Annotated in this window: 24 protein-coding genes; 13 read left to right on the top strand and 11 right to left on the bottom strand. The window is 61.7% G+C overall.

Going from position 1 to position 22,446, the window contains the following annotated elements; genetic code table 11:
• Positions 1-107: 107 nt before the first annotated feature.
• From M2400_RS11405 to M2400_RS11380, 6 genes are read right to left on the bottom strand one after another with little or no spacing between them, the layout of a single operon-like run.
• On the bottom strand, positions 108-446 hold the full coding sequence (locus M2400_RS11405; protein WP_259197506.1) for a HopJ type III effector protein: 339 nt from the start codon (positions 444-446) through the stop codon (positions 108-110).
• A complete protein-coding gene (locus tag M2400_RS11400; protein WP_063033096.1) occupies positions 439-735 on the bottom strand; it encodes a DUF1244 domain-containing protein in 297 nt (98 codons plus the stop codon). The genes M2400_RS11405 and M2400_RS11400 overlap by 8 nt, the downstream gene beginning before the upstream one ends.
• Positions 736-758: 23 nt before the next feature.
• Positions 759-1,130 carry a dihydroneopterin triphosphate 2'-epimerase gene (folX, locus tag M2400_RS11395; protein ID WP_177077171.1) on the bottom strand — a complete coding sequence of 124 codons (372 nt, stop codon included), beginning with the start codon at positions 1,128-1,130 and terminating at the stop codon, positions 759-761.
• 2 nt (positions 1,131-1,132) lie between these two features.
• Positions 1,133-1,693: a GTP cyclohydrolase I FolE gene (gene folE / locus M2400_RS11390; protein WP_177026501.1), complete on the bottom strand. Its 561-nt coding sequence runs from the start codon at positions 1,691-1,693 to the stop codon at positions 1,133-1,135.
• Positions 1,694-1,713: 20 nt separating this feature from the next.
• Positions 1,714-2,424 carry a dihydromonapterin reductase gene (folM, locus tag M2400_RS11385; protein WP_259197505.1) on the bottom strand — a complete coding sequence of 237 codons (711 nt, stop codon included), beginning with the start codon at positions 2,422-2,424 and terminating at the stop codon, positions 1,714-1,716.
• Positions 2,425-2,481: 57 nt separating this feature from the next.
• Positions 2,482-3,042, bottom strand: coding sequence for an antibiotic biosynthesis monooxygenase (locus M2400_RS11380; RefSeq protein WP_177077176.1), 561 nt, complete (start codon positions 3,040-3,042; stop codon positions 2,482-2,484).
• Positions 3,043-3,256: 214 nt separating this feature from the next.
• Between M2400_RS11380 and M2400_RS11375 the strand changes: the two genes are divergently transcribed.
• Complete coding sequence (locus M2400_RS11375; RefSeq protein WP_405046196.1) at positions 3,257-4,213, top strand: MerR family transcriptional regulator; 957 nt, start codon at positions 3,257-3,259, stop codon at positions 4,211-4,213.
• A 2-nt stretch (positions 4,214-4,215) separates the two neighbouring features.
• Here the strand turns inward: M2400_RS11375 and M2400_RS11370 are convergent, their stop codons facing one another.
• Together M2400_RS11370 and M2400_RS11365 are read right to left on the bottom strand one after the other, a co-directional pair.
• Positions 4,216-4,821 (bottom strand): hypothetical protein, encoded by a 606-nt coding sequence (locus M2400_RS11370; RefSeq protein WP_177077180.1) that lies wholly within the window; start codon positions 4,819-4,821, stop codon positions 4,216-4,218.
• A gap of 58 nt (positions 4,822-4,879) precedes the next feature.
• Positions 4,880-5,347: a PAS domain-containing protein gene (locus tag M2400_RS11365; RefSeq protein ID WP_259197503.1), complete on the bottom strand. Its 468-nt coding sequence runs from the start codon at positions 5,345-5,347 to the stop codon at positions 4,880-4,882.
• Between the two features lie 112 nt (positions 5,348-5,459).
• Here M2400_RS11365 and M2400_RS11360 point away from each other — a divergent pair, with 112 nt between their 5' ends.
• Entirely contained in the window at positions 5,460-5,915 is a 456-nt protein-coding gene (locus M2400_RS11360) for a flavodoxin (RefSeq protein ID WP_003208486.1), read from the top strand.
• Here M2400_RS11360 and M2400_RS11355 read toward each other — a convergent pair.
• A complete protein-coding gene (locus M2400_RS11355) occupies positions 5,896-6,792 on the bottom strand; it encodes a LysR family transcriptional regulator (RefSeq protein ID WP_088427075.1) in 897 nt (298 codons plus the stop codon). The two genes, M2400_RS11360 and M2400_RS11355, sit on opposite strands and share 20 nt — an antisense overlap.
• A gap of 99 nt (positions 6,793-6,891) precedes the next feature.
• Here M2400_RS11355 and M2400_RS11350 point away from each other — a divergent pair, with 99 nt between their 5' ends.
• The 4 genes from M2400_RS11350 to M2400_RS11335 all read left to right on the top strand — a co-directional run bounded on the left by M2400_RS11350 (position 6,892) and on the right by M2400_RS11335 (position 9,790).
• Positions 6,892-7,278 (top strand): CidA/LrgA family protein, encoded by a 387-nt coding sequence (locus tag M2400_RS11350; RefSeq protein WP_177077184.1) that lies wholly within the window; start codon positions 6,892-6,894, stop codon positions 7,276-7,278.
• Positions 7,268-7,954: an LrgB family protein gene (locus M2400_RS11345; RefSeq protein ID WP_259197502.1), complete on the top strand. Its 687-nt coding sequence runs from the start codon at positions 7,268-7,270 to the stop codon at positions 7,952-7,954. The genes M2400_RS11350 and M2400_RS11345 overlap by 11 nt, the downstream gene beginning before the upstream one ends.
• A 151-nt stretch (positions 7,955-8,105) precedes the next feature.
• The gene (locus M2400_RS11340) at positions 8,106-8,888 is read left to right on the top strand and encodes a class II aldolase/adducin family protein (RefSeq protein WP_177077188.1); all 783 of its coding nucleotides are present in this window, start codon (positions 8,106-8,108) and stop codon (positions 8,886-8,888) included.
• A complete protein-coding gene (locus M2400_RS11335) occupies positions 8,888-9,790 on the top strand; it encodes an alpha/beta fold hydrolase (protein ID WP_259197501.1) in 903 nt (300 codons plus the stop codon). The genes M2400_RS11340 and M2400_RS11335 overlap by 1 nt, the downstream gene beginning before the upstream one ends.
• 267 nt (positions 9,791-10,057) lie before the next feature.
• On the opposite strand, the gene M2400_RS11330 is transcribed toward M2400_RS11335, so the two are convergent.
• Positions 10,058-10,225, bottom strand: a complete 168-nt coding sequence (locus M2400_RS11330) for a hypothetical protein (protein WP_259227766.1) — start codon at positions 10,223-10,225, stop codon at positions 10,058-10,060.
• A 502-nt stretch (positions 10,226-10,727) separates the two neighbouring features.
• Here M2400_RS11330 and M2400_RS11325 point away from each other — a divergent pair.
• From M2400_RS11325 to M2400_RS11310, 4 genes are all read left to right on the top strand, one after another.
• Positions 10,728-11,639, top strand: a complete 912-nt coding sequence (locus tag M2400_RS11325; protein ID WP_177047264.1) for an SDR family oxidoreductase — start codon at positions 10,728-10,730, stop codon at positions 11,637-11,639.
• Positions 11,640-12,123: 484 nt separating this feature from the next.
• Entirely contained in the window at positions 12,124-13,914 is a 1,791-nt protein-coding gene (locus tag M2400_RS11320) for a DUF1302 domain-containing protein (protein WP_177047262.1), read from the top strand.
• Between the two features lie 26 nt (positions 13,915-13,940).
• On the top strand, positions 13,941-15,308 hold the full coding sequence (locus M2400_RS11315) for a DUF1329 domain-containing protein (protein WP_017476034.1): 1,368 nt from the start codon (positions 13,941-13,943) through the stop codon (positions 15,306-15,308).
• Between the two features lie 250 nt (positions 15,309-15,558).
• Positions 15,559-18,048: a LuxR C-terminal-related transcriptional regulator gene (locus M2400_RS11310; RefSeq protein WP_259196189.1), complete on the top strand. Its 2,490-nt coding sequence runs from the start codon at positions 15,559-15,561 to the stop codon at positions 18,046-18,048.
• Between the two features lie 135 nt (positions 18,049-18,183).
• On the opposite strand, the gene M2400_RS11305 is transcribed toward M2400_RS11310, so the two are convergent.
• A complete protein-coding gene (locus M2400_RS11305; protein ID WP_259196191.1) occupies positions 18,184-18,975 on the bottom strand; it encodes an IclR family transcriptional regulator in 792 nt (263 codons plus the stop codon).
• A gap of 119 nt (positions 18,976-19,094) precedes the next feature.
• On the opposite strand from M2400_RS11305, the gene hmgA reads away from it, so the two are divergent.
• Genes hmgA through maiA form a run of 3 tightly spaced genes read left to right on the top strand, consistent with a single transcriptional unit; the run spans position 19,095 to position 22,346 of the window.
• Positions 19,095-20,399 carry a homogentisate 1,2-dioxygenase gene (gene hmgA, locus M2400_RS11300; protein ID WP_259196192.1) on the top strand — a complete coding sequence of 435 codons (1,305 nt, stop codon included), beginning with the start codon at positions 19,095-19,097 and terminating at the stop codon, positions 20,397-20,399.
• A gap of 3 nt (positions 20,400-20,402) precedes the next feature.
• Positions 20,403-21,689, top strand: a complete 1,287-nt coding sequence (gene fahA, locus M2400_RS11295) for a fumarylacetoacetase (protein ID WP_259196194.1) — start codon at positions 20,403-20,405, stop codon at positions 21,687-21,689.
• A 12-nt stretch (positions 21,690-21,701) separates the two neighbouring features.
• Positions 21,702-22,346 (top strand): maleylacetoacetate isomerase, encoded by a 645-nt coding sequence (maiA, locus tag M2400_RS11290; RefSeq protein ID WP_259196195.1) that lies wholly within the window; start codon positions 21,702-21,704, stop codon positions 22,344-22,346.
• The last annotated feature ends 100 nt before the right edge of the window (positions 22,347-22,446 follow it).

The raw sequence follows: 22,446 nt of genomic DNA, 5'->3' as shown, positions 1-22,446 counted from the left end.
AACCCAAACATGGGGGGCTGCGGCTTGCCGTCCTTTTGGGGTTGCACACCCCCCCCCCCACCCCCCCCCACCCCAGCTCCCACATTAAACCGGGTTATCCAATTGAATCAGCGTCGGGTCAGTGGCTGCTGAGTGAACTTCACACCCGCCAACCCATGCTCGATCAGCGCACGAATGTTGCCATGGTCACTGCCCTCAGGCGTGGCCAGTACCGAGCGGTAATGCTCGCCAAACGCCAACAGCGCTTGCTGGTCGCTCAAGCCTTCCAGCAACGCCAGGCCCAGGGTCTTGCACGAGCCTTCGTTCTGCCCGGCGGCATTCTCCACGCCGCCATTGCTGAAGGCCTGTGGCTGGTAATCGTAACCGGCGGCCACGAAGGCCAGGGTGTCGGCGAAGGCGTGTTCGCCGCTGTTGAGGCTGGCGCGCAGGGTGTTCAGGTCAGTCATGGGTTTTTCCTTTGGCGAATGCCGCTTGCTGTTCGGCACTGGCTTCTTGCTGGTATTGGGCTTTCCACTCGGCGTACGGCATGCCGTACACCACTTCACGGGCGTCATCCAGGCTCAGCTCGATGTGGCGCTCGTCGGCCTCGGCCTTGTACCACTTGGACAAGCAGTTGCGGCAGAAGCCTGAGAGGTTCATCAGGTCGATGTTCTGCACATCCTTGCGGCTGTCCAGGTGGGCCACCAGCCGGCGGAAGGCGGCGGCTTCGAGTTCAAGGCGTTGTTGATCGTTCATGATGCTCACTGCAAAGGTAAGGGTTAGCGACTGGCCGCCAGGGTGATCGACACCGATTCGGCAAAACGCAACGCATGGGGTTTGTCGACTTCGACTTCGGCGTACAGAACCGACACATTGCTCATCACCAGGTCGAGAATTTCCTGGGTCAGGCGCTCCAGCAGGGCAAAACGATTGCCTTCCACGTGGGCGATGATGGCCTTGGTGATGGTGCGGTAGTTCAGCGCGTGGTCGATGTCGTTGTCGCGTACGGCTTCCTGGGCGGCATACAGGATGGTCAGGTTGATCAACACATCCTGCTTGTTGAGGATTTCATCCTCGTTGATCCCGATAAACGTGCGCAGGCACAGGTCTTTGACCCGGATGCGCGCCATGCCTGGCTGAAGTTGTGGCATTGCTACTTGCTCCGTCCAATCAGTTGCAGGAACTCCATGCGCGTGGTGTTCGACTCACGGAAGGCGCCGAGCATCACCGAGGTGTTCATGGTTGAATTCTGTTTTTCGACACCGCGCATCATCATGCACATGTGCTTGGCTTCGATCACCACCGCCACGCCGGATGCCTGGGTGACTTGCTGGATGGCGTCGGCGATTTCCCGCGTCAGGTTCTCCTGGATCTGCAGGCGCCGGGCGAACATGTCGACGATACGCGCCAGCTTCGACAGGCCGAGGACCTTGCCGGTCGGAATATAGGCCACATGCGCCTTGCCGATAAAGGGCAGCAGGTGATGCTCGCACAGTGAATACAGCTCGATGTCCTTGAGGATCACCATCTCGTCGTTGTCGGAAGCGAACAGCGCCCCGTTGACGATTTCCTCCAGGTTCTGCTCGTAACCATGACACAGGTACTGCATAGCCTTGGCGGCGCGCTTTGGCGTGTCGAGCAAGCCTTCGCGCTCCGGGTCTTCACCCAGGCCCTTGAGGATCTCGCGGTAGTGGTGGGGCAGGGATAAAGTCATACAACATCCTCGCAAACGGCTTACTTGATATGCCGCCCGCCGTTGACGGTCAGGGTGGTACCGGTGACATACGGGTTATCCAGCAGGTAACGCACACTCTGGTAAATCACCTCGGGGCCGGGCTCGATGCCCAGTGCCGCCTTGGCCAGGACCTTGGCGCGGTAGGCCGCGTCGTCGCCCTCGTTGAACATCACCATCGCCGGGGCAATGCCGTTCACCTTGATATCCGGTGCAAGCTGCGCAGCAAACGACAAGGTCAGGCTGTCGAGCCCGGCCTTGGTGGCGCAGTAGGCAATGTGCTGGCGGCTGCCCTTGCGGGTCACGTCGTCGCTGATGTGCACGATATCCGCAGGTGTGGAGCGTTGCAGCAAGTGGGCACAATGCAGGTTGATCAGGTACGGCGCAAGCATGTGCACGCTGAACATGTCGATGAACGCGCTGCTCTCATTGCCGGGTGTTTCCGCGTCCCAGGCCGAGGCATTATGAATGATCGCCCGCAGGCTTTGGGTGTGGGTCTTCAGTTCGTCGATGAAAGCGAGAATACCGGCTTCGTTGGAGAAATCGGCAAACACGCCAATCGCACCGCGCTCGCGCAAGGTCTGCACGCCGGGGCGTTCGCTGCGGTAGCTGAAAATCACCGGCTGCCCTTCGTCCAGCAGGCGCTGGGCGCAATGCAGGCCGACACGTTGGCCGGCACCGGTGATCAGGATCGGGGCGGGAGTGGAAGACATGGGAGGCTCGGGTCGCTGGCAGGCTAAAACTATACCAGCGAGCGGCCTCCCTTGTACTCAAGCGGTGGCTTCGCTGGCCTTTGGCCGGGCCGGGGTCGGATGCAGCCAGCCGGCCAGCAGGTGGGTCGACAACGGGATAAAGAAGTAAACCATCAATGGCGTGAGCGCGAGGGTGCTGACCAGTACGCGGCTCAACAAACCCAGCTCGCCGAGCAGCGGCTCAAGGCCAAAGTTGAACAGCAGCGATACCGGGAAAAATGCCAGCCAGATCGCCACGGCCTGCTTCCAGCGCGGCGGTCGCGCGGCGGCGGCACCAAACCAGCCGTCTATACCGCGTACGCGGTGCTCAGACGGTGCGGCAAACAGCTCGCTGCCACGACCGAGCCATGCACTGCGGGACGCGGAAAACTCCCACGCGTGCAGGGTCTTTTCATCGGCAAAGCGGAAAATAATCTGGAATTCATCATCGTTGGGCGGCGGTGCAAGCACGCCGGAGCCCAGGTAACCGGGAAAGTCCGTGGCCAATTGCTCGCCTTCGCGCAGCCAGGCCATCAACTCTTCATAACGACCCTTGGCCACGCGGCGCGCAACCATCAGGGTAACGGGGGAGGTAGACATCGTGTATCTCCATAAGGATCAGGTGCGCTGGGCCGGGTAGGTGGCGCACGAACGAAGCTGCGGGGTAAGCAGCCACGTTGAAAAAACAGGCAAGGATTATTCCTGTTTTGAAAAAATACGCCAGCGGCACTGGTCGGTTAACTGAAGACCTTGAATCGGACAGTTGTATGGGCGTTAAATGGGATCCAACATTCCCCGATGATTCAGTGCCCAGATGTCCGTAATGACTGCTCCCCTCCCTGAAATTGCGTTTGGCGACCCCGCTGATTCCGGCGAGCTGTTCCCGATTCGCGAAGTGGCAAGATTGACAGGCGTTAATCCGGTCACGCTGCGTGCCTGGGAACGTCGTTACGGGCTGATCCAGCCGATTCGCACCGAAAGCGGGCACCGCCTGTATTCGCGCACCGATGTCGAGACCGTTCATCGCATCCTGGACTGGATTGAGCGCGGCGTGTCGGTGAGCAAGGTTGGGAAAATCCTTGCCCGCGATGAGCAGCCAGTCGACGCAGCTTCCGTCGCACCAGCCGGCGCCGAGCAGGAATGGAGCCAATGGCAGCAGCAACTGCGAACGGCCGTCGGTGCCTTCGACGACCGGCAACTGGACCGGTTGTATGGCCAGATTTACGCGGCCTACCCGGTCGCGGTGGTGTTCCAGGACATTCTGATGCCGCTCTGGCAGCAGCTATTGCGGCACCAGGGGCTTTTTGGCCAAACCAGTGAGTGGCTGTTCTTTGATGGTTTCCTGCGTAGCCGCACCTGGAAACGCCTGCAGACAGGCTGTGCGACTGCGGCGCCGCGGGTGTTGCTGGCGGCCATTGCCGGGGAATGCCGGGAGCTTGAACTGTTGGTGGCAGGCCTGCTGATGAGCGGTGACGAGCTGGCGGTCAAGGTCCTGGCTGTGGGGCAGCCGATGGATGAGTTGACCCTTGTCTGTGAAAAAACCAAGCCACAGGCTCTTGTGGTGTTCTCTAATCACTCGCCTACCAACGAATTGCCCCGGCGCCTTGAGCGGCTGGCCGTGACCCTGGATTGCCCGCTGCTGCTGGCCGGCGATGCGTCGGAACTGGCGCAGGAGCAGTTGGAGAATACGCTTGTCGGTTGCCTGGGGAATGAAGGGCGACTGATGCAGCGCCGCCTGCGGCAGTTTCTGCGCGGCAACCTGGATACCTGACGTCAGGCGTGGACTTCGGGGTGAAACAGGCGGTGTTGCTGCAGGATGAACTGGCGCAGGCGTTCGGTTTCATCCACGTCATTCTGGCTTAAACGGTAGGCGAACAGACCTCGGGCATTTTCCCGCTCCAGGGTGCCACGCACCGAGATGCGCTCGTAGCCGGACGGGCTGAACCACAGCGAAAAGGTCTTGGGCGCCTTGAGCCGCCCGCGAATTTCCACCAGCAATCCCTTGAACGACACCTCGTGCACCCACAGTGCACCGGGCTGCCCCTTGATATTTTCCAGCGCTACCGGCTCTTCAAGCGCCAGGCGCCACGGGCGGATCATCGGCCCGTCTTCGAAAATACTCGGCACACCCAGGCGCAAATGCACGGCATGAAACTCGTCTTCCACCAATTGCAGCGGAAAGGTCATTTGCTGGTTGTCGAATTGTGCCTGGAGGGTGACATGGTCATGGGCGGCCAGGCGGGTGAGCAGATCACGAATCTGCGCACCGCCGTTGACCGTCAGGCTCGACGACGCATCCCGCACGTTGAGTTGCGGGTTATGGTGCATGGTCTGAATAAAATCCAGCTCGTCCTGCGTCAAAAGCGCGTCGCGTTGCATTGATCTTGCTCAAGGGAGAGGTATTAAAACGCCATTATCTCTCTAAAGACCGCGTTTTCTAGTTTTTGTTAGATCCGCTCGTCGCCTTGAGTGCTTCAAGCTCCGCCCTGAGTTCTGCCAGTTGGGCTTCCAATTGCGCCACACGCTGCTGGGCCTTGACCTGTACCGTCACGTCTTTTTGCACGCCGACGAAATAGGTCTGCTTGTCGGCTTGGTTGTAAACCGTTGATAACGACAGCTCATTCCAGAAATGCGTGCCGTCCTTGCGGTAATTGCGCAGGATTTCGCGGCAGGAGCCACCGCTGTCCAGGGCTTCCCGAATCGCCATCAGCCCCGGCTGGTCACGGTCGCCCGATTGCAGGAAGCGGCAATCCTGATAGAGGATTTCGTCGAGGGTGTAGCCGGTCATGCGTTCGAACGCCGGGTTTACGTAGATCAGTGGCTTGTCCTTGCCTTCCCGCTCGGCAACCACGATGCCGTCGTTGGAAGCGTTGATCACCAGTTGCATCAGCTTGGCGTTAATCATTGAGCGGTCCATGGCTTGTCTTGGAATGTGCAGTTTAAGACATGCCGGTAGTCTGTCCACTGGCCCCAGCTGTTAATATCCCAGGCTTTTAGTCAGCTACAGGATCAGATTGATGAAAGTCGCCATCCTTTCCGGCTCGGTGTACGGCACGGCTGAAGAAGTTGCCCGCCACGCTGCCAGTATTCTCAACGCGGCCGGCTTCGATGCCTGGCACAACCCGCGGGCAACCCTGGCCGACGTGCAGGGCTTCGCCCCTGAAGCCTTTCTGGCCGTGACCTCTACCACCGGCATGGGCGAATTGCCCGACAACCTGCAGCCGCTGTATTCGACCATTCGCGACCAACTGCCGGCCGCCTGGCGCGGGCTGCCGGGCGCGGTGATCGGCCTGGGCGATGCCAGCTATGGCGACACCTTCTGCGGTGGCGGTGAGCAAATGCGCGAGCTGTTTGCCGAGTTGGGCGTGCACGAAGTGCTGCCGATGCTGCGCCTGGATGCCAGCGAAAGCGTGACCCCGGAAGCCGACGCCGAGCCGTGGCTGGCCGAGTTGGTTACTGCACTGCGCGGTTGACCGGAAACTCCCGCAACAACGCCAGCCAGGCCTGGGCGGCTTTCGACAGATAGGCGCCCTCACGCCAGATAAAGGCAATGTCCCAGCGCAGGTAGTCGGGGGCCTTGAGCGTGAGGCGCACCACCCCGGGCCGCACCAGTCCTCGAGCCACCACGCTGGGCAGCAGCACCACGCCTTGGCCGGCGGCCACCAGGGCCGCGAGGAAATCCGCCTGGCCGCTGCGCCCGCTTTCCTTCGGGGTAAAGCCCAGTTGCTGACAGGCCTGCAGCAGGCGGTCGTTTAATACAAAGCTGCGCTGGTACATCAGGAACGGCGTGTCAGCCAACTCCTCCAGGCGAATCTGCGCGTTATCAGCCAGCGGATGGTCCATCGGCAGCAGGGCGTCCAGCGGCTCATCGCAAAATGCCTGCCAGGCGAATGCCGGGTCGCTGGGCATCAGGCTGCCGCCCACTTCCAGCTCTCCACTCAAGATCGCCTGCTCGATATTGCGGCTGCCGCCTTCCAGCAACTGAATGGTCACGTTCGGGTAGCGCCGCCGGTATTCGGCAAACAGCCCGGCAAACAGCGTGTCGCCGCCCAACTGCGGCAGGCCCATGCGCAGCTCGCCACGGGTCAGCTGATTCAAGTCATCCAGCTCACTGAGCAACTCCGCTTGCTGGCGCAACATGGCCTCTGCCCGCTGCAGCACCACCTGGCCGGCGGCTGTCAGACGAATCTGCGAACCCAGGCGATCCAGCAGCGGTGTGCCCAGGCTCTGCTCCAGTTGAGCCACCTGCTTGCTGACGGCGGACTGGCTGATGTGCAGGGTTTTGCCTGCCTGGGTAAAACCGCCTCGATGGATCACTTCGACAAAGCTGCGCAGCTGTTTGAATTCCATTAGCCTGATTCCAGTTTGGAATAGCTTGCAGTCTAACAATTCGCTGTGGGGATGCCAGGGCCCTCTTTAAAATGGGAGCCCTGCGAGGACCCAAAGCTCATGAAACGTTTCACCTTCAAACTCGTCGGTCGGTTGCTGGCTGAACTGATCGTCCTGCTGGCCATTTACTTTCTGGGCTGTCAACTGGCCGCCTGGCTGAGCTGGCCTATTCCCGGCGGTGTGGTGGGCCTCGGCCTGCTGTTGCTGACCTTCGCCACCGGCCTGGTGAAACCGGCAGCCCTGCAATTGGGCGCCGGTGTGCTGATGGCGGAGATGCTGCTGTTCTTTATTCCTGCGTTGATGAGCCTTCTGGACTACGGCGGCCTGGTCAAGCACGACGGCTGGCGGATCATGCTGGTGATCGGTTTCAGCACCTTGTCGGTGATGCTGGTGACCGCGTTTACCGTGGAATTTGTCTGCCGCTGGAAGCTGCGCCATGAGGCTTGAGCTGATGCCGATGTTCTGGCTCGCGCTGACCCTGGGTGCCTACGGTTTCAGCCGCTGGATCTACCGGCGCACCGGGCGCTACCTGCTGTCGCCGCTGATCCTGGTTCCTGCGCTCTTGCTGGCGGTGGCCGTGCCGCTGAAAACCGCCTACGCCGAATACTCCACCGACACCCACTGGCTGATGCTGGTACTGGGCCCGGTGACCGTGGCGTTTGCCATTCCCATCTGGCAGCAGCGCCAACTGCTGATGCGCCATTGGTCGGCCCTGTTGCTGGGGATGGTGGCGGGCAGCGTGGCGTCCATCGCCACCTCCTATGGCCTGGCCAAGGCCCTGGCGCTGGACAGCTCGGTGACGATGTCGCTGGTGCCGCGTTCCATCACCACGCCGTTCGCCATGCCGGTCTCCTCTGACCTTGGTGGCGTACCGGAACTGACGGCCGTGTTTGTGATGTTCACCGGCGTGTTCGGCGCCATGCTCGGCGGCGTACTGCTCAAGTGGCTGCCGCTGCGCACGCCGTTGGCGCGCGGTGCATTGTTTGGCGTGGGCGCCCATGGCGCGGGTGTCAGCCGGGCCCATGAAGTGGGCGGCGAGGAAGGCTCGGTGGCGGGGCTGGTGATGGTGCTCACCGGGCTGCTCAACCTGTTCGCTGCGCCTTTATTGGCGTCGCTTCTCTGACACGCGTTGAACAAAATCGAACTATTCTGAGGACTGACCCGTTCGGTCATCAAGCTGGCTGCCAATGCAACTACGGCGGCCTCAAGCTCTGAACTAGACTGCGCCTTCACTCAAAAAAATAATAAGAATACGCGCCAAGGAGGTCATTGCCGTGAGCCTAGCCACTGTTCAATCGACACACAGCGTAAAAGACCAGGTCAGCGCGGCCGAATGGCAGGCCCGCGTCGACCTCGCCGCGTGCTATCGCCTGGTGGCGATGCATGGGTGGGACGATCTGATTTTCACCCACATCTCGGCCAAGGTGCCGGGCACCGAAGACTTCCTGATCAACCCCTACGGGCTGATGTTCCACGAGATCACCGCGTCGAGCCTGGTGAAGGTCGACCAGGCCGGCAACAAGCTGATGGACAGCCCCTACGACGTCAACCCGGCGGGCTACACCATCCACAGCGCGGTACACGAAGTTCGCCACGACGTGGTTTGCGTGCTGCACACCCACACCGCTTCCGGCATCGCCGTTTCCGCGCAGAAGCAGGGCGTGTTGCCCATCAGCCAGCAATCCTTGTTTGTGCTGTCCAGCCTGGCTTATCACGCCTACGAAGGCGTGGCGCTGAACCACGAGGAAAAGGCCCGCTTGCAGGCCGACCTTGGCGAAAATAATTTCCTGATGCTGCACAACCACGGCCTGCTGACCTGTGGTGGCAGCATCGCCGACACCTTCCTGATGATGTTCATCTTTCAGCGCACCTGCGATATCCAGGTGATGGCGCAGAACGGTGGCGCTGAATTGATCACGATTGCGCCACAGATATTGGCCGGTGCCCGGGCGATGATCGCCGGGGTCACCAAAAGTGCCCAAGGCATGGGCGGCGCGCTGGCGTGGCCGGCGTTGCTGCGCAAACTCGATGCACTCGACCCCGGGTATAAAAGCTGATGCCACTCGCCGAGATCCCGCTGCGCATCTGGCGCCAGCGCGCCCAGAGCTTCGAGTTTCGTGGCCGTACCATCCGTTACTGGGTGGCGGGGCAGGGCGAGCCGTTGCTGCTGATCCATGGTTTCCCGACCGCCAGTTGGGACTGGCATTACCTCTGGCAGCCGCTGGCCCAGCGTTACCAGGTGATTGCCTGCGACATGCTGGGGTTCGGCGATTCGGCCAAGCCGCTGGATCACACTTATTGCCTGCTGGAACAGGCCGATTTGCAGCAGGCGTTGCTGGAGCATCTTTGGGTGCAGCAGCCGGTGCATGTGCTGGCCCATGATTACGGTGACAGCGTTGCGCAGGAGTTGCTGGCGCGGCATTACGAAGGTCGGTTTCAGATGGCCAGCGGGGTGTTTCTCAACGGTGGGTTGTTTCCGGAGACGCATCGTCCGGCGTTGGTGCAGAAGCTGTTGCTGAGCCCGTTGGGGTGGATGATCGGGCGGGCGTTTGGGCGTAATGCGTTGGCCAACAGTTTTGGGCAGATTTTCGGGCCGGCGACTCGGCCCAGTGAAAGTGCGCTGGATGATTTCTGGAGCTTGATTGAGAGCCAGGATGGGCCGCGGATTTTGCACAAGTTGATTGGCTATATTCCCCAGCGTCGCCAGCAGCGGGAGCGTTGGGTGGCGGCGATGCAGCGTGGCGAGGTGCCTTTGCGGGTGATTGATGGTGAAGTTGATCCGATTTCCGGGGGGCACATGGTTGAGCGCTATCGTGAGCTGGTGCCGCATGCGGATACGGTGTTGCTGGCCAATATCGGGCACTACCCGCAGATTGAGGCGCCCGTGCAGGTGTTGAAGCATTACTTGGCGTTTCGGGAGGGGCTTGGGGTCGGGGTTTCTCGGGTGGCTTATTCTTGAGGTTTTGATGGGGGGCATATCCGTTGCTGCGGTAACGGCTACTTAGGGTTCCGCTCTTACAGCGGGTCACTTTTGAAAAGCGCAAAAGTAACCAAAACGCTCTGCCCCGCCTGTCGGCACCTCGCCTAGGCTCGGTGTTCCCTCACTCCGGGCTTGCTCCGCGGGCCGCCGCGACGGGGCGTCCCTGCCCCGTCGCGGCTAAACCGGCGTCCTGCCGGTTTACCCGCTCCTCAATCCCTGCGTTCGGCCTCGGGCTGAATGGGGCAGTCAGATCAAGATCAAGATCAACAGCACGGCGGCCTGAAAGCCGACCTGAGTGTGGTGAAGCAAAGGCAAAAGCCGCTTTTCTGTAGGAGCTGGCTTGCCGGCGAAGAACCTGAGAGCGCCGCGTTCATTCAGGACGCCAACGTCATCGTTAACGACCATCGCCGGCAAGCCAGCTCCTACAGTAGAACGTGCTCGCTGTAGATTTTGCCTTTGCTTCACCACACTCAAGCCGGCCTGTAGGCCGCTGTGCTCTGGCTTTTGATCTTGATTTTGATCTTAGGCGCCCCGTTAAACCACGCTGGCCGAACGCAGGTAGTACGGAGCGGGTAAACCGGCAGGACGCCGGTTTAGCCGCGACGGGGCAGGGACGCCCCGTCGCGGCGGCCCGCTTCGTGCTACCGGAGCTGAGGGCACACCGAGCCTAGGCGAGGTGCCGAGTGGTGGGGCAAGAGCGTTTTGCTTACTTTTGCGCTGTTCAAAAGTGAGCCGCTGTAAGAGCGGAACCCTAACCGGCCATCTCCCAAATAACGGATATGTACCCACACCCAGGCCACACCAATCATCCCCCAGCCTTATCGCGCACCATTCACCCCCAACCGTATTTATTGTGACCAAAAGCCCTGTGCCTGACACTCCACTCATCTATCCCTAACCGCCCCTGGAGTTCCCAATGAGTGAGCCTGTGCAGTTCCAAGACAAGGTCGTGATCGTCACCGGTGCCGGCGGCGGATTGGGTCGCGCCCACGCACTGCTGTTCGCCAGACACGGCGCCAAAGTGCTGGTGAATGATCTTGGCGGCTCAACCCAGGGCGAAGGCGCCAACGCCTCGGCGGCCGATCGCGTCGTGGCCGAAATCCGTGAAGCAGGCGGCATCGCCGAGGCCAACCACGACTCTGTCACCGACGGTGACAAGATCGTGCAAAACGCCCTCGACGCCTTCGGACGCATCGATGTGGTGGTCAACAACGCCGGGATCCTGCGGGACAAGACCTTCCACAAAATGGAAGACAGCGACTGGGACCTGGTCTACCGCGTGCACGTCGAAGGCGCCTACAAAGTCACCCGCGCCGCCTGGCCGCATCTGCGCGAACAAGCCTACGGCCGGGTGATCTTCACCGCCTCGACCTCGGGCATCTACGGCAACTTCGGCCAGTCCAACTACGGCATGGCCAAGCTCGGCCTGTATGGCCTGACCCGCACCCTGGCGCTGGAAGGCCGCAAAAACAACATCCTGGTCAACGCCATCGCTCCTACCGGTGGCACACGCATGACCGAAGGCCTGATCCCGCCGCAAGTCTTCGAGCGCTTAAAGCCGGAATTGATCAGCCCGTTGGTGGTGTACCTGGGCAGCGAAGCGTGCCAGGAAACGTCGGGGCTGTTTGAGGTGGGCGGTGGCTGGATCGGCAAGACCCGCTGGGAGCGCAGCCTGGGCGTTGGCTTCGACCCTGAGGCGGGGTTTTCGCCGGATGACGTCGCCGCCCACTGGCAGCAGATCTGCGACTTCGAAGGCGCCGCTCACCCCAAGGACAACATCGAGGCCTTGAAGGAGATGATGGCCAATCTGCAGAAATACAGCCTCTGATCGTTGCATGAAAAAGTTTTAATCAACCCGGGGCGCCATGGCGCCCCGTTTTATTTCCGGCAAAAAAAAGCCGCTGCAAAGGCAGCGGCTGAAGTAAGACGTTTGATCAAGGAGCAATAAATCAACGTCAGTGAACACCGGTAACAGATTGAAAATAGTGATCAATCCATAAAAACTTGCTGTTCATCCCAGTGAGGGAAGCGGGCGGTTCGCCCTGAAAGCCAAGCAAGAATAGGCGTTTGTTACAGAATGAAAAATAGCGATTCGGGACAAGGACTGTTACCAAACCGGCAACAGTGGTGCCGGCGCCTCATACATCCCCCTGATAACCCTTCATCCATCTCGTCCATGCCCCCGCCAATACCCCGGCCAGAGCGCCCCTTCATCCTTTCGGGCGACAACACGAATACCTCCTTGGTGCGCTTATCGCTCCTGATTGCGGGCAGTAGGGTGGGGCCTTCTGTCACACCACCGGGGAAGACGCATGACAAGAACAACAATGCGCGCCATCTTCAGGCCACAGGCGCTGGCCGCTGCGGTTGCTTTGGGTTGCTGTGCCCAGGCGCAGGCTGTTTCGTTCAACATTGGCGAGATCGAAGGGCAATTCGATTCCTCGCTGTCGGTGGGTGCCAGCTGGGGCATGCGCGACGCCGATAAAAAGTTGGTGGGCATTCCCAACGGCGGCACGGGCCAGGCGTCCACCGGCGATGACGGCCGCCTGAACTTCAAGAAGGGCGAGACCTTCTCCAAGATCTTCAAGGGCATCCACGACCTGGAGCTCAAGTACGGCGACAGCGGCGTGTTCGTGCGCGGCAAGTACTGGTACGACTTCGAGCTGCAGGACGAAGACCGCGAATTCAAGCAGATCAGCAATAACCACCGCGACGAAGGTGCGCGCTCGTCCGGCTACGAATTGCTGGATGCGTTCGTCTACCACAACTATTCCATCGGTGATTTGCCGGGCAACGTGCGCGTTGGTAAACAGGTGGTCAGTTGGGGCGAAAGTACCTTCATCGGCAACTCCATCAACAGCATCAACCCGATTGACGTCTCAGCCTTTCGCCGGCCCGGTGCCGAGATCAAGGAAGGCCTGATTCCCGTCAACATGCTGTTTGCATCCCAAAGCCTTACCAACCAACTGAGCGTGGAAGGCTTCTACCAGTTGAACTGGGAAAATACCGTGGTGGACAACTGCGGCACTTTCTTCGGCAACGATGTGGTGGCCCACGGCTGTAATGGCAACTACACCGTTGGCAGCCCGGCGATTGCGCCGTTGCAACCGGTGGCGGCGGCGTTTGGCCAGGGCTTCCAGGTGACGAACGAAGGCGTGGTGGTGCAGCGTGCAAAAGACCGCGAGGCGCGCGATGGCGGCCAATTCGGGATGGCCTTGCGCTGGCTGGGCGATGACACGGAGTACGGCCTGTACTTCATGAACTACCACAGTCGCACGCCCACCGTCGGTACCATCACCGCCAATACCAACCTGGCCACCATTGGCCGCATCATCAATACCGCCAACAGTATCGCCCCCGGATCAGGCTCCGGCCTGGCGCAAAGCACGATGCTTGGCCGTGGCCAGTATTACCTCGACTACCCGGAAAATATCCGCCTGTTCGGCGCCAGTTTCTCCACCACCTTGCCCACCGGCACCGCCTGGACCGGCGAAATCAGCTACCGCCCGAATGCGCCCGTACAACTCAACACCACCGACCTGACGCTGGCCCTGGTCAACCCGATTGCCGGTAACGCCGCTTCACCGATCAGCAGTTCCTTCGGTGCCGACAACGCCGGCTACCGCCGCAAGGAAATCACCCAGATCCAGAGCACCATGACCCAGTTCTTCGACCAGGTGCTGGGCGCCGAACGCCTGACCCTGGTGGGCGAAGCGGCCTTCGTGCACGTCGGCGGCCTGGAGGCGAAATCCAAGCTGCGTTACGGCCGCGATTCGGTCTACGGCCAATACGGCTTCGGCGGCGATACCGACGGTTTCGTCACGGCCAACTCCTGGGGTTATCGCGCCCGGGCCATCCTCGATTACAACAACGTATTCGCCGGGGTCAACCTCAAGCCCAACGTGTCGTGGTCCCAGGACGTCAGCGGCTACGGCCCCAACGGCCTGTTCAACGAAGGCGCCAAGGCCATCAGCGTTGGCGTGGACGCGGACTACCGCAACACCTACACCGCAAGCCTGAGCTACACCGACTTTTTTGGCGGTGACTACAACACCCTCACCGACCGCGACTTCATCGCCTTAAGCTTTGGCGTGAACTTCTGATTGGGTTTAAGGAAGGACAAGAGACTATGCGCAAGATGATTCTGCAATGCGGCGTGTTGGCCCTGAGCCTGCTGGCTGCCAACGTGATGGCGGCTGTTTCGCCGGAAGAAGCGGCCAAGCTCGGCACCACCCTCACCCCGGTGGGCGCCGAGAAGGCCGGCAACGCCGACGGTTCGATCCCGGCATGGACCGGCGGCATCCCGAAAAACGCCGGCGCGGTCGACAGCAAAGGCTTCCTCGCCGACCCGTTTGCCAGTGAAAAACCGCTGTTCGTGATCACCGCCGCCACGGTCGACAAGTACAAGGACAAGCTCTCCGAAGGCCAGGTGGCGATGTTCAAGCGCTACCCGCAAACCTACAAGATCCCGGTCTACCCGACCCACCGCACGGTCAACCTGCCGCCGGAGATCTACGAGTCGATCAAGCGCAGCGCGCTCAACGTGCATGCGATCAACGACGGCAACGGCCTGGAGAACTTCACCGGTAACCGCTACTACGCGTTCCCGATTCCCAAGAACGGCGTGGAAGTGTTGTGGAACCACATCACCCGTTACCACGGCGGCAACCTGCGCCGCATCATCACCCAGGCCACGCCTCAGACCAACGGCAGCTACACGCCGATCCGCTTCGAAGAAGAAGTGGCCGTGCCGCAACTGATCCCGGACATGGACCCGGTCAAGGGCGCCAACGTGCTGACCTTCTTCAAACAATCGGTGACTGCTCCGGCGCGCCTGGCAGGCAACGTACTGCTGGTGCATGAGACGCTCGACCAAGTGAAGGAACCGCGCCTGGCCTGGGTCTACAACGCCGGCCAGCGCCGGGTGCGCCGTGCGCCGCAAGTGGCCTACGACGGGCCGGGCACTGCGGCCGACGGCCTGCGCACCTCGGATAACTTCGACATGTTCTCCGGCGCCCCCGACCGCTACGACTGGAAGCTGGTGGGCAAGAAAGAGATGTACATTCCCTATAACAGCTACAAGCTCGACTCGCCGACCCTCAAGTACGACGACATCATCAAGGCCGGCCACATCAACCAGGACCTGACCCGCTACGAGCTGCACCGGGTCTGGGAAGTGATCGGCACCGTCAAGCCCAGCGAGCGGCACATCTACGCCAAGCGCCACATGTACATCGACGAAGACAGCTGGCAAGTGGCGCTGGTGGATCACTACGACGGGCGTGGCCAACTGTGGCGTGTGGCCGAGGGGCATGCGCAGTTCTACTACGACCACCAGGTGCCGGCCTACACCGTCGAAACCCTGTACGACATCATCGCCGGGCGCTACATCGCCCTGGGCATGAAGAACGAAGAGAAGAGCAGCTTCGTGTTCGGCTTTGCGGCCAAGGCGGCCGACTACACCCCGGCGGCATTGCGCTCGGAGGGCGTGCGCTAAAACCTGATTGAAATGCGCTCCACCTGTAGGAGCTGGCTTGCCTGCGATAGCGGTGTATCAGTAACAGATACCTAACCTGACACACCGCTATCGCAGGCAAGCCAGCTCCTACAGTTTCAGGCCGGTAGCCTTTTGGGCTCCCGGCTTTTTTATGTCCGACAATCAGCCTGCTGAATACTCCTCAACAACCGCCAGCCACAGGACTAGGGTAGGGCGCACGCCGCCCAATAATAAAAACAGGGACGCAGTAATGACCGCCATGACCCGTTGTCTGGATCGTCCTGGATTCATGCCACGCTTGTCTCCCCATCATCTGTTGCGCCCACGCCTGGCCGTGCCGTTGCTCAACGCCTCGGCGCGGGTGAAGTTGCTCTGCGCCCCGGCCGGCAGCGGCAAGAGTGCGCTGCTCGCCGAGTGCGCCTTGCAGGCGCCGGCAGATTGCCAGGTGTACTGGTTGCCGCTGAACGGCGCGGCTTTGGATTTGTGCCAGCGCCTGGCCCATAGCCTTGGCCTCGATTTTGTCGATGAGCCTACGCTGCTGCTGGCCCTCAACCGCTGGCAAGCGCCTGCGTGGCTGTTTCTGGATGACTTCTGCCGTGTGCCGGCGCCTGAGCTGGATGGCTTGCTCGATCGCATTCTGGCCGCCAGCAGCCCGGCCTTGACCTGGTGGATCGGCGCGCGGCGGCGCCCGGCGTGTAACTGGCCGCGGCTGTTGCTGGACGATGAACTGTGGGAATGCAGCGCGGCGGAATTGGCGTTTGATCACGACGAAATCCACGTATTGGCCGGGACCGCTGTCGACAAGGTGCTGACGTTCAGCGCCGGCTGGTGCGCCGGTGTACGCATCGCACTGCTTGAAGGCGACGGGCACCCCGACAAAACCTTGCTCGACTACCTGCAACACGAACTGTTCAGTGGCCTCGCGCCGGAACTGGCCGAAGCCTGGCGCGTGCTTGCGCACCTGCCACGTTTCAACCCGAGCCTGTGCGACCATCTGTTCGGCTTTGGCGACGGTGGCGCCTACCTGCGTGACTTGCAGACGTTGGGCGCCTTTATCGAACCCTGGGACGACGCCACCGACTGGCTGCAGATCTTCCCGCCGCTGGCGCAGCTTATGCGCGACGAACCCTGGCCGGCCAAACGCTCCTGGCACCGGCGTGCCTGCCAATGGTTCACCGCCGCCGAAGACTGGCAAGCGGCCTTTGAACAGGCGCTGCTGGCCGAAGAATACGAAGTGGCCGTGAGCCTGCTGCAGCATTTCAGTTTTGAAGACCTGTTCCGCCAGCAAAACGCCGTGCTGCTGTTGCGCCTGCATGAGCAGCATGGTGATGAATTGATGCTGGGTTCCGCGCAACTGGTGGGGCTGGTGACGGCGGCGTTGCTGTTTGCCGGGCGCTTCGATCAGGCGGCGTTGTGTATCGACCAATTGGCGCGCTTTACCCCGCAACCGACCGCGCACTTGCAGCGGTATCTGCTGGCTCGCTGGCAGGCGCAATGGGGTTGGCTGCTGCACCTTGGCGGCGAAGCCGCACGGGCCCGCGAGCATTTTCTGGAAGCCCTGCAAGATTTGCCTGAAAGCGCCTGGACCTCGCGGTTGATGTGCCTGTCGGGCCTGACTCAACAGGCCCTGCTGCGTGGCGAACTGGACGTGGCCCAGGCGCTGAACCGCGAGGCGTTGTGCCTGGCGCGGTCCCACGGCTCCTTGCTGCTGGAGGCGTTGCTGGAGTTGGATCACGCGCAGTTGCTGGAGCAACGCGGCGCGCCGTATCGGGCCCAGAGCCTGCTGGAAAACGTGCAACGCATGCTGGTGCAACAGCGACTCAAGGCCGGGCCGTTGATGGGGCGGATTTCGTTGCGACGGGGGCATCTGGCCCTGCGCCAGGGGCACGATGCGGTGGCCGCCGAATGCTTCGAATCCGGCCTGGGAATGTGCCTGCACAGCCAGGACAAGCGCGTGCTCTACGGCTACCTCGGCCTGGCGCTTTTGGCCGCCAACAAAGGCGATTACGCACAGGCGTTTATCCAGTTGCGGGACGCCGAGCGCCTGATGCAGCAACGCCAGGTACCCGACACGGTGTATCGCGCTGTGCTGCTATTGCTCAGCGGGCATTTCTGGCTGCAACAGGGCCGCGCTGAACTGACCCTGGAAGCAGTGACCCGCGTGCTGCGTCACTATCGTGGGCCGAAAGCCAAACAGGCGCCGCCGGCTACCCTGGAGTTGATCCCGCGCCTCGAGTATTTGCAGGTGTTGGCCGAAGTCAAATTGCGTCGCGCTGAAGAGCCCATCGCCCGCCTCAGCGTACTACTGGAGACCGCCCGGCAGCGGGGCATGCTGTGCCTGGAAGCGGAGTTGCAGTTGGTGCTGGGGGAAGTGGCCTGGCAAGTCGGCGATCGACCATTGGCCGTGCGCTCGCTGGAAGCCGGGTTGGAACTGGCGGGGCGTTGCCAGGTGCAACAGGCGATTCGCGAATTGCGCCTCAGGCAGCCGGGGTTGTTAAGCGCGTTGGGGCTGGAGCCGCAGGAATGCCCGGCGGCGGCGGGGGAAAATCCTCTGAGCCAGCGTGAACTGGAGGTGCTGCAGTTGATTGCCCAGGGCAATTCCAATCTGGAAATTGCCGGCCAGTTGTTTATCTCGCTGCACACGGTGAAGACCCATGCGCGGCGGATTCACAGCAAGCTGGGGGTGGAGCGGCGCACCCAGGCGGTGGCCAAGGCCAAGACCTTGGGCTTGATGGCTTGAACTCCAATCCGGAAAGCTACGCAGGCCAGTGTGGGAGCCGGGCTTGCCCGCGATAGCGGTGTGTCAGTGACAGATGGCTAACCTGATGCACCGCTATCGCAGGCAAGCCAGCTCCCACAGTTGAACGGCCTTGTGTCAGGGAAGCTGATAACCCATCCGCCAACTCACCGCCTGGGTCGCCGCCAACAAACGCTTCGCCGCCGGGCCGTCTTCATCGGCATGGAACAGCGACGTCGGCCCCACCACGGTCAACACCGCCGCCACCTGGCCGACTGCGTTGAACACCGGCGCCGACAGCGCGTCCACGCCGGGCATCAGCAAACCGTGCACAAAGTGCAGGCCGCGTTGGCGGATCTGCTCACAGGTGCTGGCGTACGCCTGGTCATCCGCCAGCGCATGGGCGATGCCCGCCTGAATCTCCCGCTCACGCAACTCCACGGTTTCCCGCGTCGGCAGAAACGCGCTGAACACCAGCCCGGTGGACGAACTGAGCAACGGCAACACCGACCCCAATTGCGTGACCACCGTCACCGCGCGCACCGCCGGTTCGATATGCACCACGGTCGCGCCCTGGTTGCCCCACACGGCCAGGAAGCAGGTTTCATTCAACTCGTCCCGCAGTTCCGCCAGCGGCAGGGCGGCGACTTTCAGCACGTCCATGCTGCCCAGCGCGGCCAGCCCCACGCGCAAGGCTTCGCGGCCCAAGCCATAGTGGTTGGTGGCGGTGTTCTGTTCGGCAAAACCTGAGGCAATCAGCGCCTGCAAGTAGCGGTGGACCTTGCTCGCCGGCATCTGCACGTGTTCGGCCAGGCGCGACAACGAGGTGGCCGGCGACAGTTCCGCCAGGGCCTTGAGGATGTCGGTGCCCACTTCAGCCGAGCGGACTTTCTGTTTACCGGTGTCGCGGGGAGCGGGCGGCTTTTCCATGGAGGGCATGAATCCGAAGGACGAATGGGCGTCTTTATAGCTTGACGGTCAACAGGTATCAAATTACGTTATGCGTAACTGGATTACGATAAAAACAACTTCCGCTCAGAGGATGATCCATGACCCTCGAATCAACTATTTCAAAGCCGGTCTACCAGTCGGGTTTTGGCAACGAATTTGCCACTGAAGCCTTGCCCGGTGCATTGCCCGTCGGCCAGAACGCCCCGCAAAAAGCGCCCTACGGGCTGTACACCGAACTCTTCTCCGGCACCGCCTTCACCATGGCCCGCAGCGAAGCACGGCGCACCTGGTTGTATCGCATTCAGCCATCGGCCAACCACCCGGCGTTCGTCAAGCTGGAACGGCAGTTGGCCGGTGGACCGCTGGGCGCCGTGACGCCCAATCGCTTGCGCTGGAACCCGCTGGATATTCCGGATGAGCCGACAGATTTCATCGACGGGCTTGTCGGCATGGTCGCCAACGCCGGGTCGGAAAAACCCTCAGGCATCAGCATCTACACCTACCGCGCCAACCGCTCCATGGACCGTGTGTTCTTCAACGCCGACGGCGAGCTGCTGATCGTCCCCGAGCAGGGCCGCCTGCGCATCGCCACCGAGTTGGGCGTGCTGGACGTGGAGCCGCTGGAAATTGTCGTGCTGCCACGCGGCCTGAAATTCCGCGTTGAACTGCTGGACGCTCAGGCCCGCGGCTACGTCGCCGAAAACCACGGCGCGCCACTGCGCCTGCCCGACCTCGGCCCGATCGGCAGCAACGGCCTGGCTAACCCACGGGATTTCCTCGCGCCCGTCGCCCATTACGAAGACCTCAAGCAACCGACCACCCTGGTGCAGAAATTCCTCGGTGAACTGTGGGGCTGCGAGCTGGATCATTCACCGCTGAACGTGGTGGCGTGGCACGGCAACAACGTGCCGTACAAATACGACCTGCGCCGCTTCAACACCATCGGCACCGTGAGTTTCGATCACCCGGACCCGTCGATTTTCACCGTATTGACCTCGCCCACCAGCGTGCACGGCCTGGCCAACCTCGACTTCGTGATCTTCCCGCCTCGCTGGATGGTCGCCGAAAACACCTTCCGGCCGCCGTGGTTCCACCGCAACCTGATGAACGAATACATGGGCCTGATCCAGGGTGCCTACGATGCCAAGGCCGAAGGCTTCGTGCCCGGCGGCGCGTCATTGCACAGTTGCATGAGCGCCCATGGCCCGGATGGCGAGACCTGCACCAAGGCCATCAACGCGACGCTTGAGCCCCACAAGATTGATAACACCATGGCGTTCATGTTCGAGACCAGCCAGGTGCTGCGTCCTACTCAGTTCGCGCTGGAATGCCCGCAACTGCAACCTTCCTACGACGCTTGCTGGGCCTCGCTGCCTGCAACCTTCAACCCGAATCGGAGATAACCCATGACTCAGCCTAATCTCACCCGCAGTTGGGTCGCTTGCGCCAACGGTCACCGGGATTTCCCGCTGCAAAACCTGCCGTTGGGTGTGTTCAGCCTCAACGGTTCGGCGCCGCGCAGTGGCGTGGCGATTGGCGAGCAGGTTCTTGACCTGCAGGCCGCTGTGGAATGCTTTGAGGGCGAAGCCCGCCGTGCCGTTGAAGCCACTGCTGGCGGTCAACTGAATGCGTTTTTCGAACTCGGCCGTGGCCCACGCGTGGCCCTGCGTGAGCGCCTGCTGGAACTGCTGGCGGAAGGCAGCAGCCTGCAAGGCAAACTGCAAAGCGCGCTGCACTTGGCGGCCGATTGCGAGATGCACCTGCCAGCCAAAATCAACGACTACACCGATTTCTACGTGGGTATCGAGCACGCGCAAAACGTCGGCAAACTGTTCCGTCCCGACAACCCGTTGCTGCCCAACTACAAGTACGTGCCCATCGGTTATCACGGTCGCGCTTCGACGATCCGCCCCTCGGGTACCGACGTCCGCCGTCCTAAAGGCCAGACCCTGCCGGCCGGCCAGACCGAGCCGACCTTTGGCCCCTGCGCCCGTCTGGACTACGAGCTGGAACTGGGCATCTGGATCGGCCAGGGCAATGCCATGGGCGACTCGATTGCCATTGGCGACGCCGCTGACCACATCGCCGGTTTCTGCCTGCTCAACGACTGGTCGGCGCGCGATATCCAGGCCTGGGAATACCAGCCGCTGGGCCCGTTCCTGTCCAAAAGTTTCATCACCAGCATTTCGCCCTGGGTGGTGACGGCTGAAGCCCTGGAGCCGTTCCGCAAGGCACAACCGGCGCGCCCTGAAGGCGACCCGCAACCGCTGCCCTACCTGCTGGACAAGCGCGACCAGGCCGCCGGTGGTTTTGATATCGAACTGGAAGTGCTGCTGACCACCGCCTCGATGCGCGAGCAGAACCTGCCGGCCCATCGCCTGACCCTGAGCAACACCCAACACATGTACTGGACCGTGGCGCAAATGGTCGCGCACCACAGCGTCAACGGCTGCCAGTTACAGGCCGGCGACCTGTTTGGTTCGGGCACCTTGTCGGGCCCGCAAGCGGGCCAATTCGGCAGCCTGCTGGAAATCACCGAAGGCGGTAAAAAGCCGATCGAATTGGCGTCTGGCGAGGTACGTAAATTCCTTGAAGACGGCGACGAAATCATCCTGCGTGCCCGCGCCAGTCGCGACGGGTTTGCCTCCATCGGCTTCGGCGAGTGCCGGGGTACCGTGGTCGCGGCGCGCTGAGAGGGCAGGGCCATGGAACTCTATACCTATTACCGCTCCACTTCGTCGTACCGGGTGCGCATCGCGCTGGCCCTCAAGGGCCTGGATTTCACTGCGGTGCCGGTCAACCTGCTGGTGCCCAAGGGCGGCGCCAACCACCAGCCGGAGTACCTGGCGATCAACCCCCAAGGTCGCGTGCCGGCCTTGCGCACCGATGACGGCGATGTGTTGATTCAGTCGCCGGCGATCATCGAGTACCTGGAGGAACGTTATCCACAGGTGCCATTGCTCGCCAAGGATTCGGCGACCCGCGCCCATGAGCGCGCGGTGGCGTCGATCATCGGGTGCGACATTCATCCGCTGCACAACTCCAGCACCCAGAACTTGCTCAAGCAGTGGGGGCACGATGAAGCGCAGGTGCTGGAGTGGATCGGGCATTGGATCAGCCAGGGGCTGGCGGCGGTGGAGCAGTTGATCGGTGATCAGGGTTATTGCTTTGGCGAGCAGCCGGGGATGGCGGATACGTTTTTGATTCCGCAGGTTTATGCGGCCGAGCGGTTCAAGGTGTCGCTGGCGGCGTATCCGCGCATTCAGCGAGTGGCGGCATTGGCGGCGCAGCATCCGGCGTTCATGGCGGCTCATCCTGCCAACCAGCCCGATACCCCTGACACACCCTAAATCAATGTGGGAGCTGGCTTTTTGTGGGAGCCGGGCTTGCCCGCGATACAGGCACCTCGGTGTGTCAGTTACAGCGAAGTGATGCTATCGCAGGCAAGCC

Origin of the sequence: Pseudomonas sp. BIGb0558 (assembly GCF_024807515.1) — a bacterium.
Taxonomy (GTDB): domain Bacteria; phylum Pseudomonadota; class Gammaproteobacteria; order Pseudomonadales; family Pseudomonadaceae; genus Aquipseudomonas; species Aquipseudomonas yamanorum_A.
Note: the sequence above shows the minus strand (reverse complement) of the source record. Positions and strands in the feature narration are given on the sequence as shown.

What these genes read in the sequence shown, in the direction of transcription:
- M2400_RS11405 (WP_259197506.1), bottom strand. Translation starts at nt 446, where the DNA reads ATGACTGACCTGAACACCCTGCGCGCCAGCCTCAACAGCGGCGAACAC.
- M2400_RS11400 (WP_063033096.1), bottom strand. Translation starts at nt 735, where the DNA reads ATGAACGATCAACAACGCCTTGAACTCGAAGCCGCCGCCTTCCGCCGG.
- folX (WP_177077171.1), bottom strand. Translation starts at nt 1,130, where the DNA reads ATGCCACAACTTCAGCCAGGCATGGCGCGCATCCGGGTCAAAGACCTG.
- folE (WP_177026501.1), bottom strand. Translation starts at nt 1,693, where the DNA reads ATGACTTTATCCCTGCCCCACCACTACCGCGAGATCCTCAAGGGCCTG.
- folM (WP_259197505.1), bottom strand. Translation starts at nt 2,424, where the DNA reads ATGTCTTCCACTCCCGCCCCGATCCTGATCACCGGTGCCGGCCAACGT.
- M2400_RS11380 (WP_177077176.1), bottom strand. Translation starts at nt 3,042, where the DNA reads ATGTCTACCTCCCCCGTTACCCTGATGGTTGCGCGCCGCGTGGCCAAG.
- M2400_RS11375 (WP_405046196.1), top strand. Translation starts at nt 3,257, where the DNA reads ATGTCCGTAATGACTGCTCCCCTCCCTGAAATTGCGTTTGGCGACCCC.
- M2400_RS11370 (WP_177077180.1), bottom strand. Translation starts at nt 4,821, where the DNA reads ATGCAACGCGACGCGCTTTTGACGCAGGACGAGCTGGATTTTATTCAG.
- M2400_RS11365 (WP_259197503.1), bottom strand. Translation starts at nt 5,347, where the DNA reads ATGATTAACGCCAAGCTGATGCAACTGGTGATCAACGCTTCCAACGAC.
- M2400_RS11360 (WP_003208486.1), top strand. Translation starts at nt 5,460, where the DNA reads ATGAAAGTCGCCATCCTTTCCGGCTCGGTGTACGGCACGGCTGAAGAA.
- M2400_RS11355 (WP_088427075.1), bottom strand. Translation starts at nt 6,792, where the DNA reads ATGGAATTCAAACAGCTGCGCAGCTTTGTCGAAGTGATCCATCGAGGC.
- M2400_RS11350 (WP_177077184.1), top strand. Translation starts at nt 6,892, where the DNA reads ATGAAACGTTTCACCTTCAAACTCGTCGGTCGGTTGCTGGCTGAACTG.
- M2400_RS11345 (WP_259197502.1), top strand. Translation starts at nt 7,268, where the DNA reads ATGAGGCTTGAGCTGATGCCGATGTTCTGGCTCGCGCTGACCCTGGGT.
- M2400_RS11335 (WP_259197501.1), top strand. Translation starts at nt 8,888, where the DNA reads ATGCCACTCGCCGAGATCCCGCTGCGCATCTGGCGCCAGCGCGCCCAG.
- M2400_RS11325 (WP_177047264.1), top strand. Translation starts at nt 10,728, where the DNA reads ATGAGTGAGCCTGTGCAGTTCCAAGACAAGGTCGTGATCGTCACCGGT.
- M2400_RS11320 (WP_177047262.1), top strand. Translation starts at nt 12,124, where the DNA reads ATGACAAGAACAACAATGCGCGCCATCTTCAGGCCACAGGCGCTGGCC.
- M2400_RS11315 (WP_017476034.1), top strand. Translation starts at nt 13,941, where the DNA reads ATGCGCAAGATGATTCTGCAATGCGGCGTGTTGGCCCTGAGCCTGCTG.
- M2400_RS11310 (WP_259196189.1), top strand. Translation starts at nt 15,559, where the DNA reads ATGACCGCCATGACCCGTTGTCTGGATCGTCCTGGATTCATGCCACGC.
- M2400_RS11305 (WP_259196191.1), bottom strand. Translation starts at nt 18,975, where the DNA reads ATGGAAAAGCCGCCCGCTCCCCGCGACACCGGTAAACAGAAAGTCCGC.
- hmgA (WP_259196192.1), top strand. Translation starts at nt 19,095, where the DNA reads ATGACCCTCGAATCAACTATTTCAAAGCCGGTCTACCAGTCGGGTTTT.
- fahA (WP_259196194.1), top strand. Translation starts at nt 20,403, where the DNA reads ATGACTCAGCCTAATCTCACCCGCAGTTGGGTCGCTTGCGCCAACGGT.
- maiA (WP_259196195.1), top strand. Translation starts at nt 21,702, where the DNA reads ATGGAACTCTATACCTATTACCGCTCCACTTCGTCGTACCGGGTGCGC.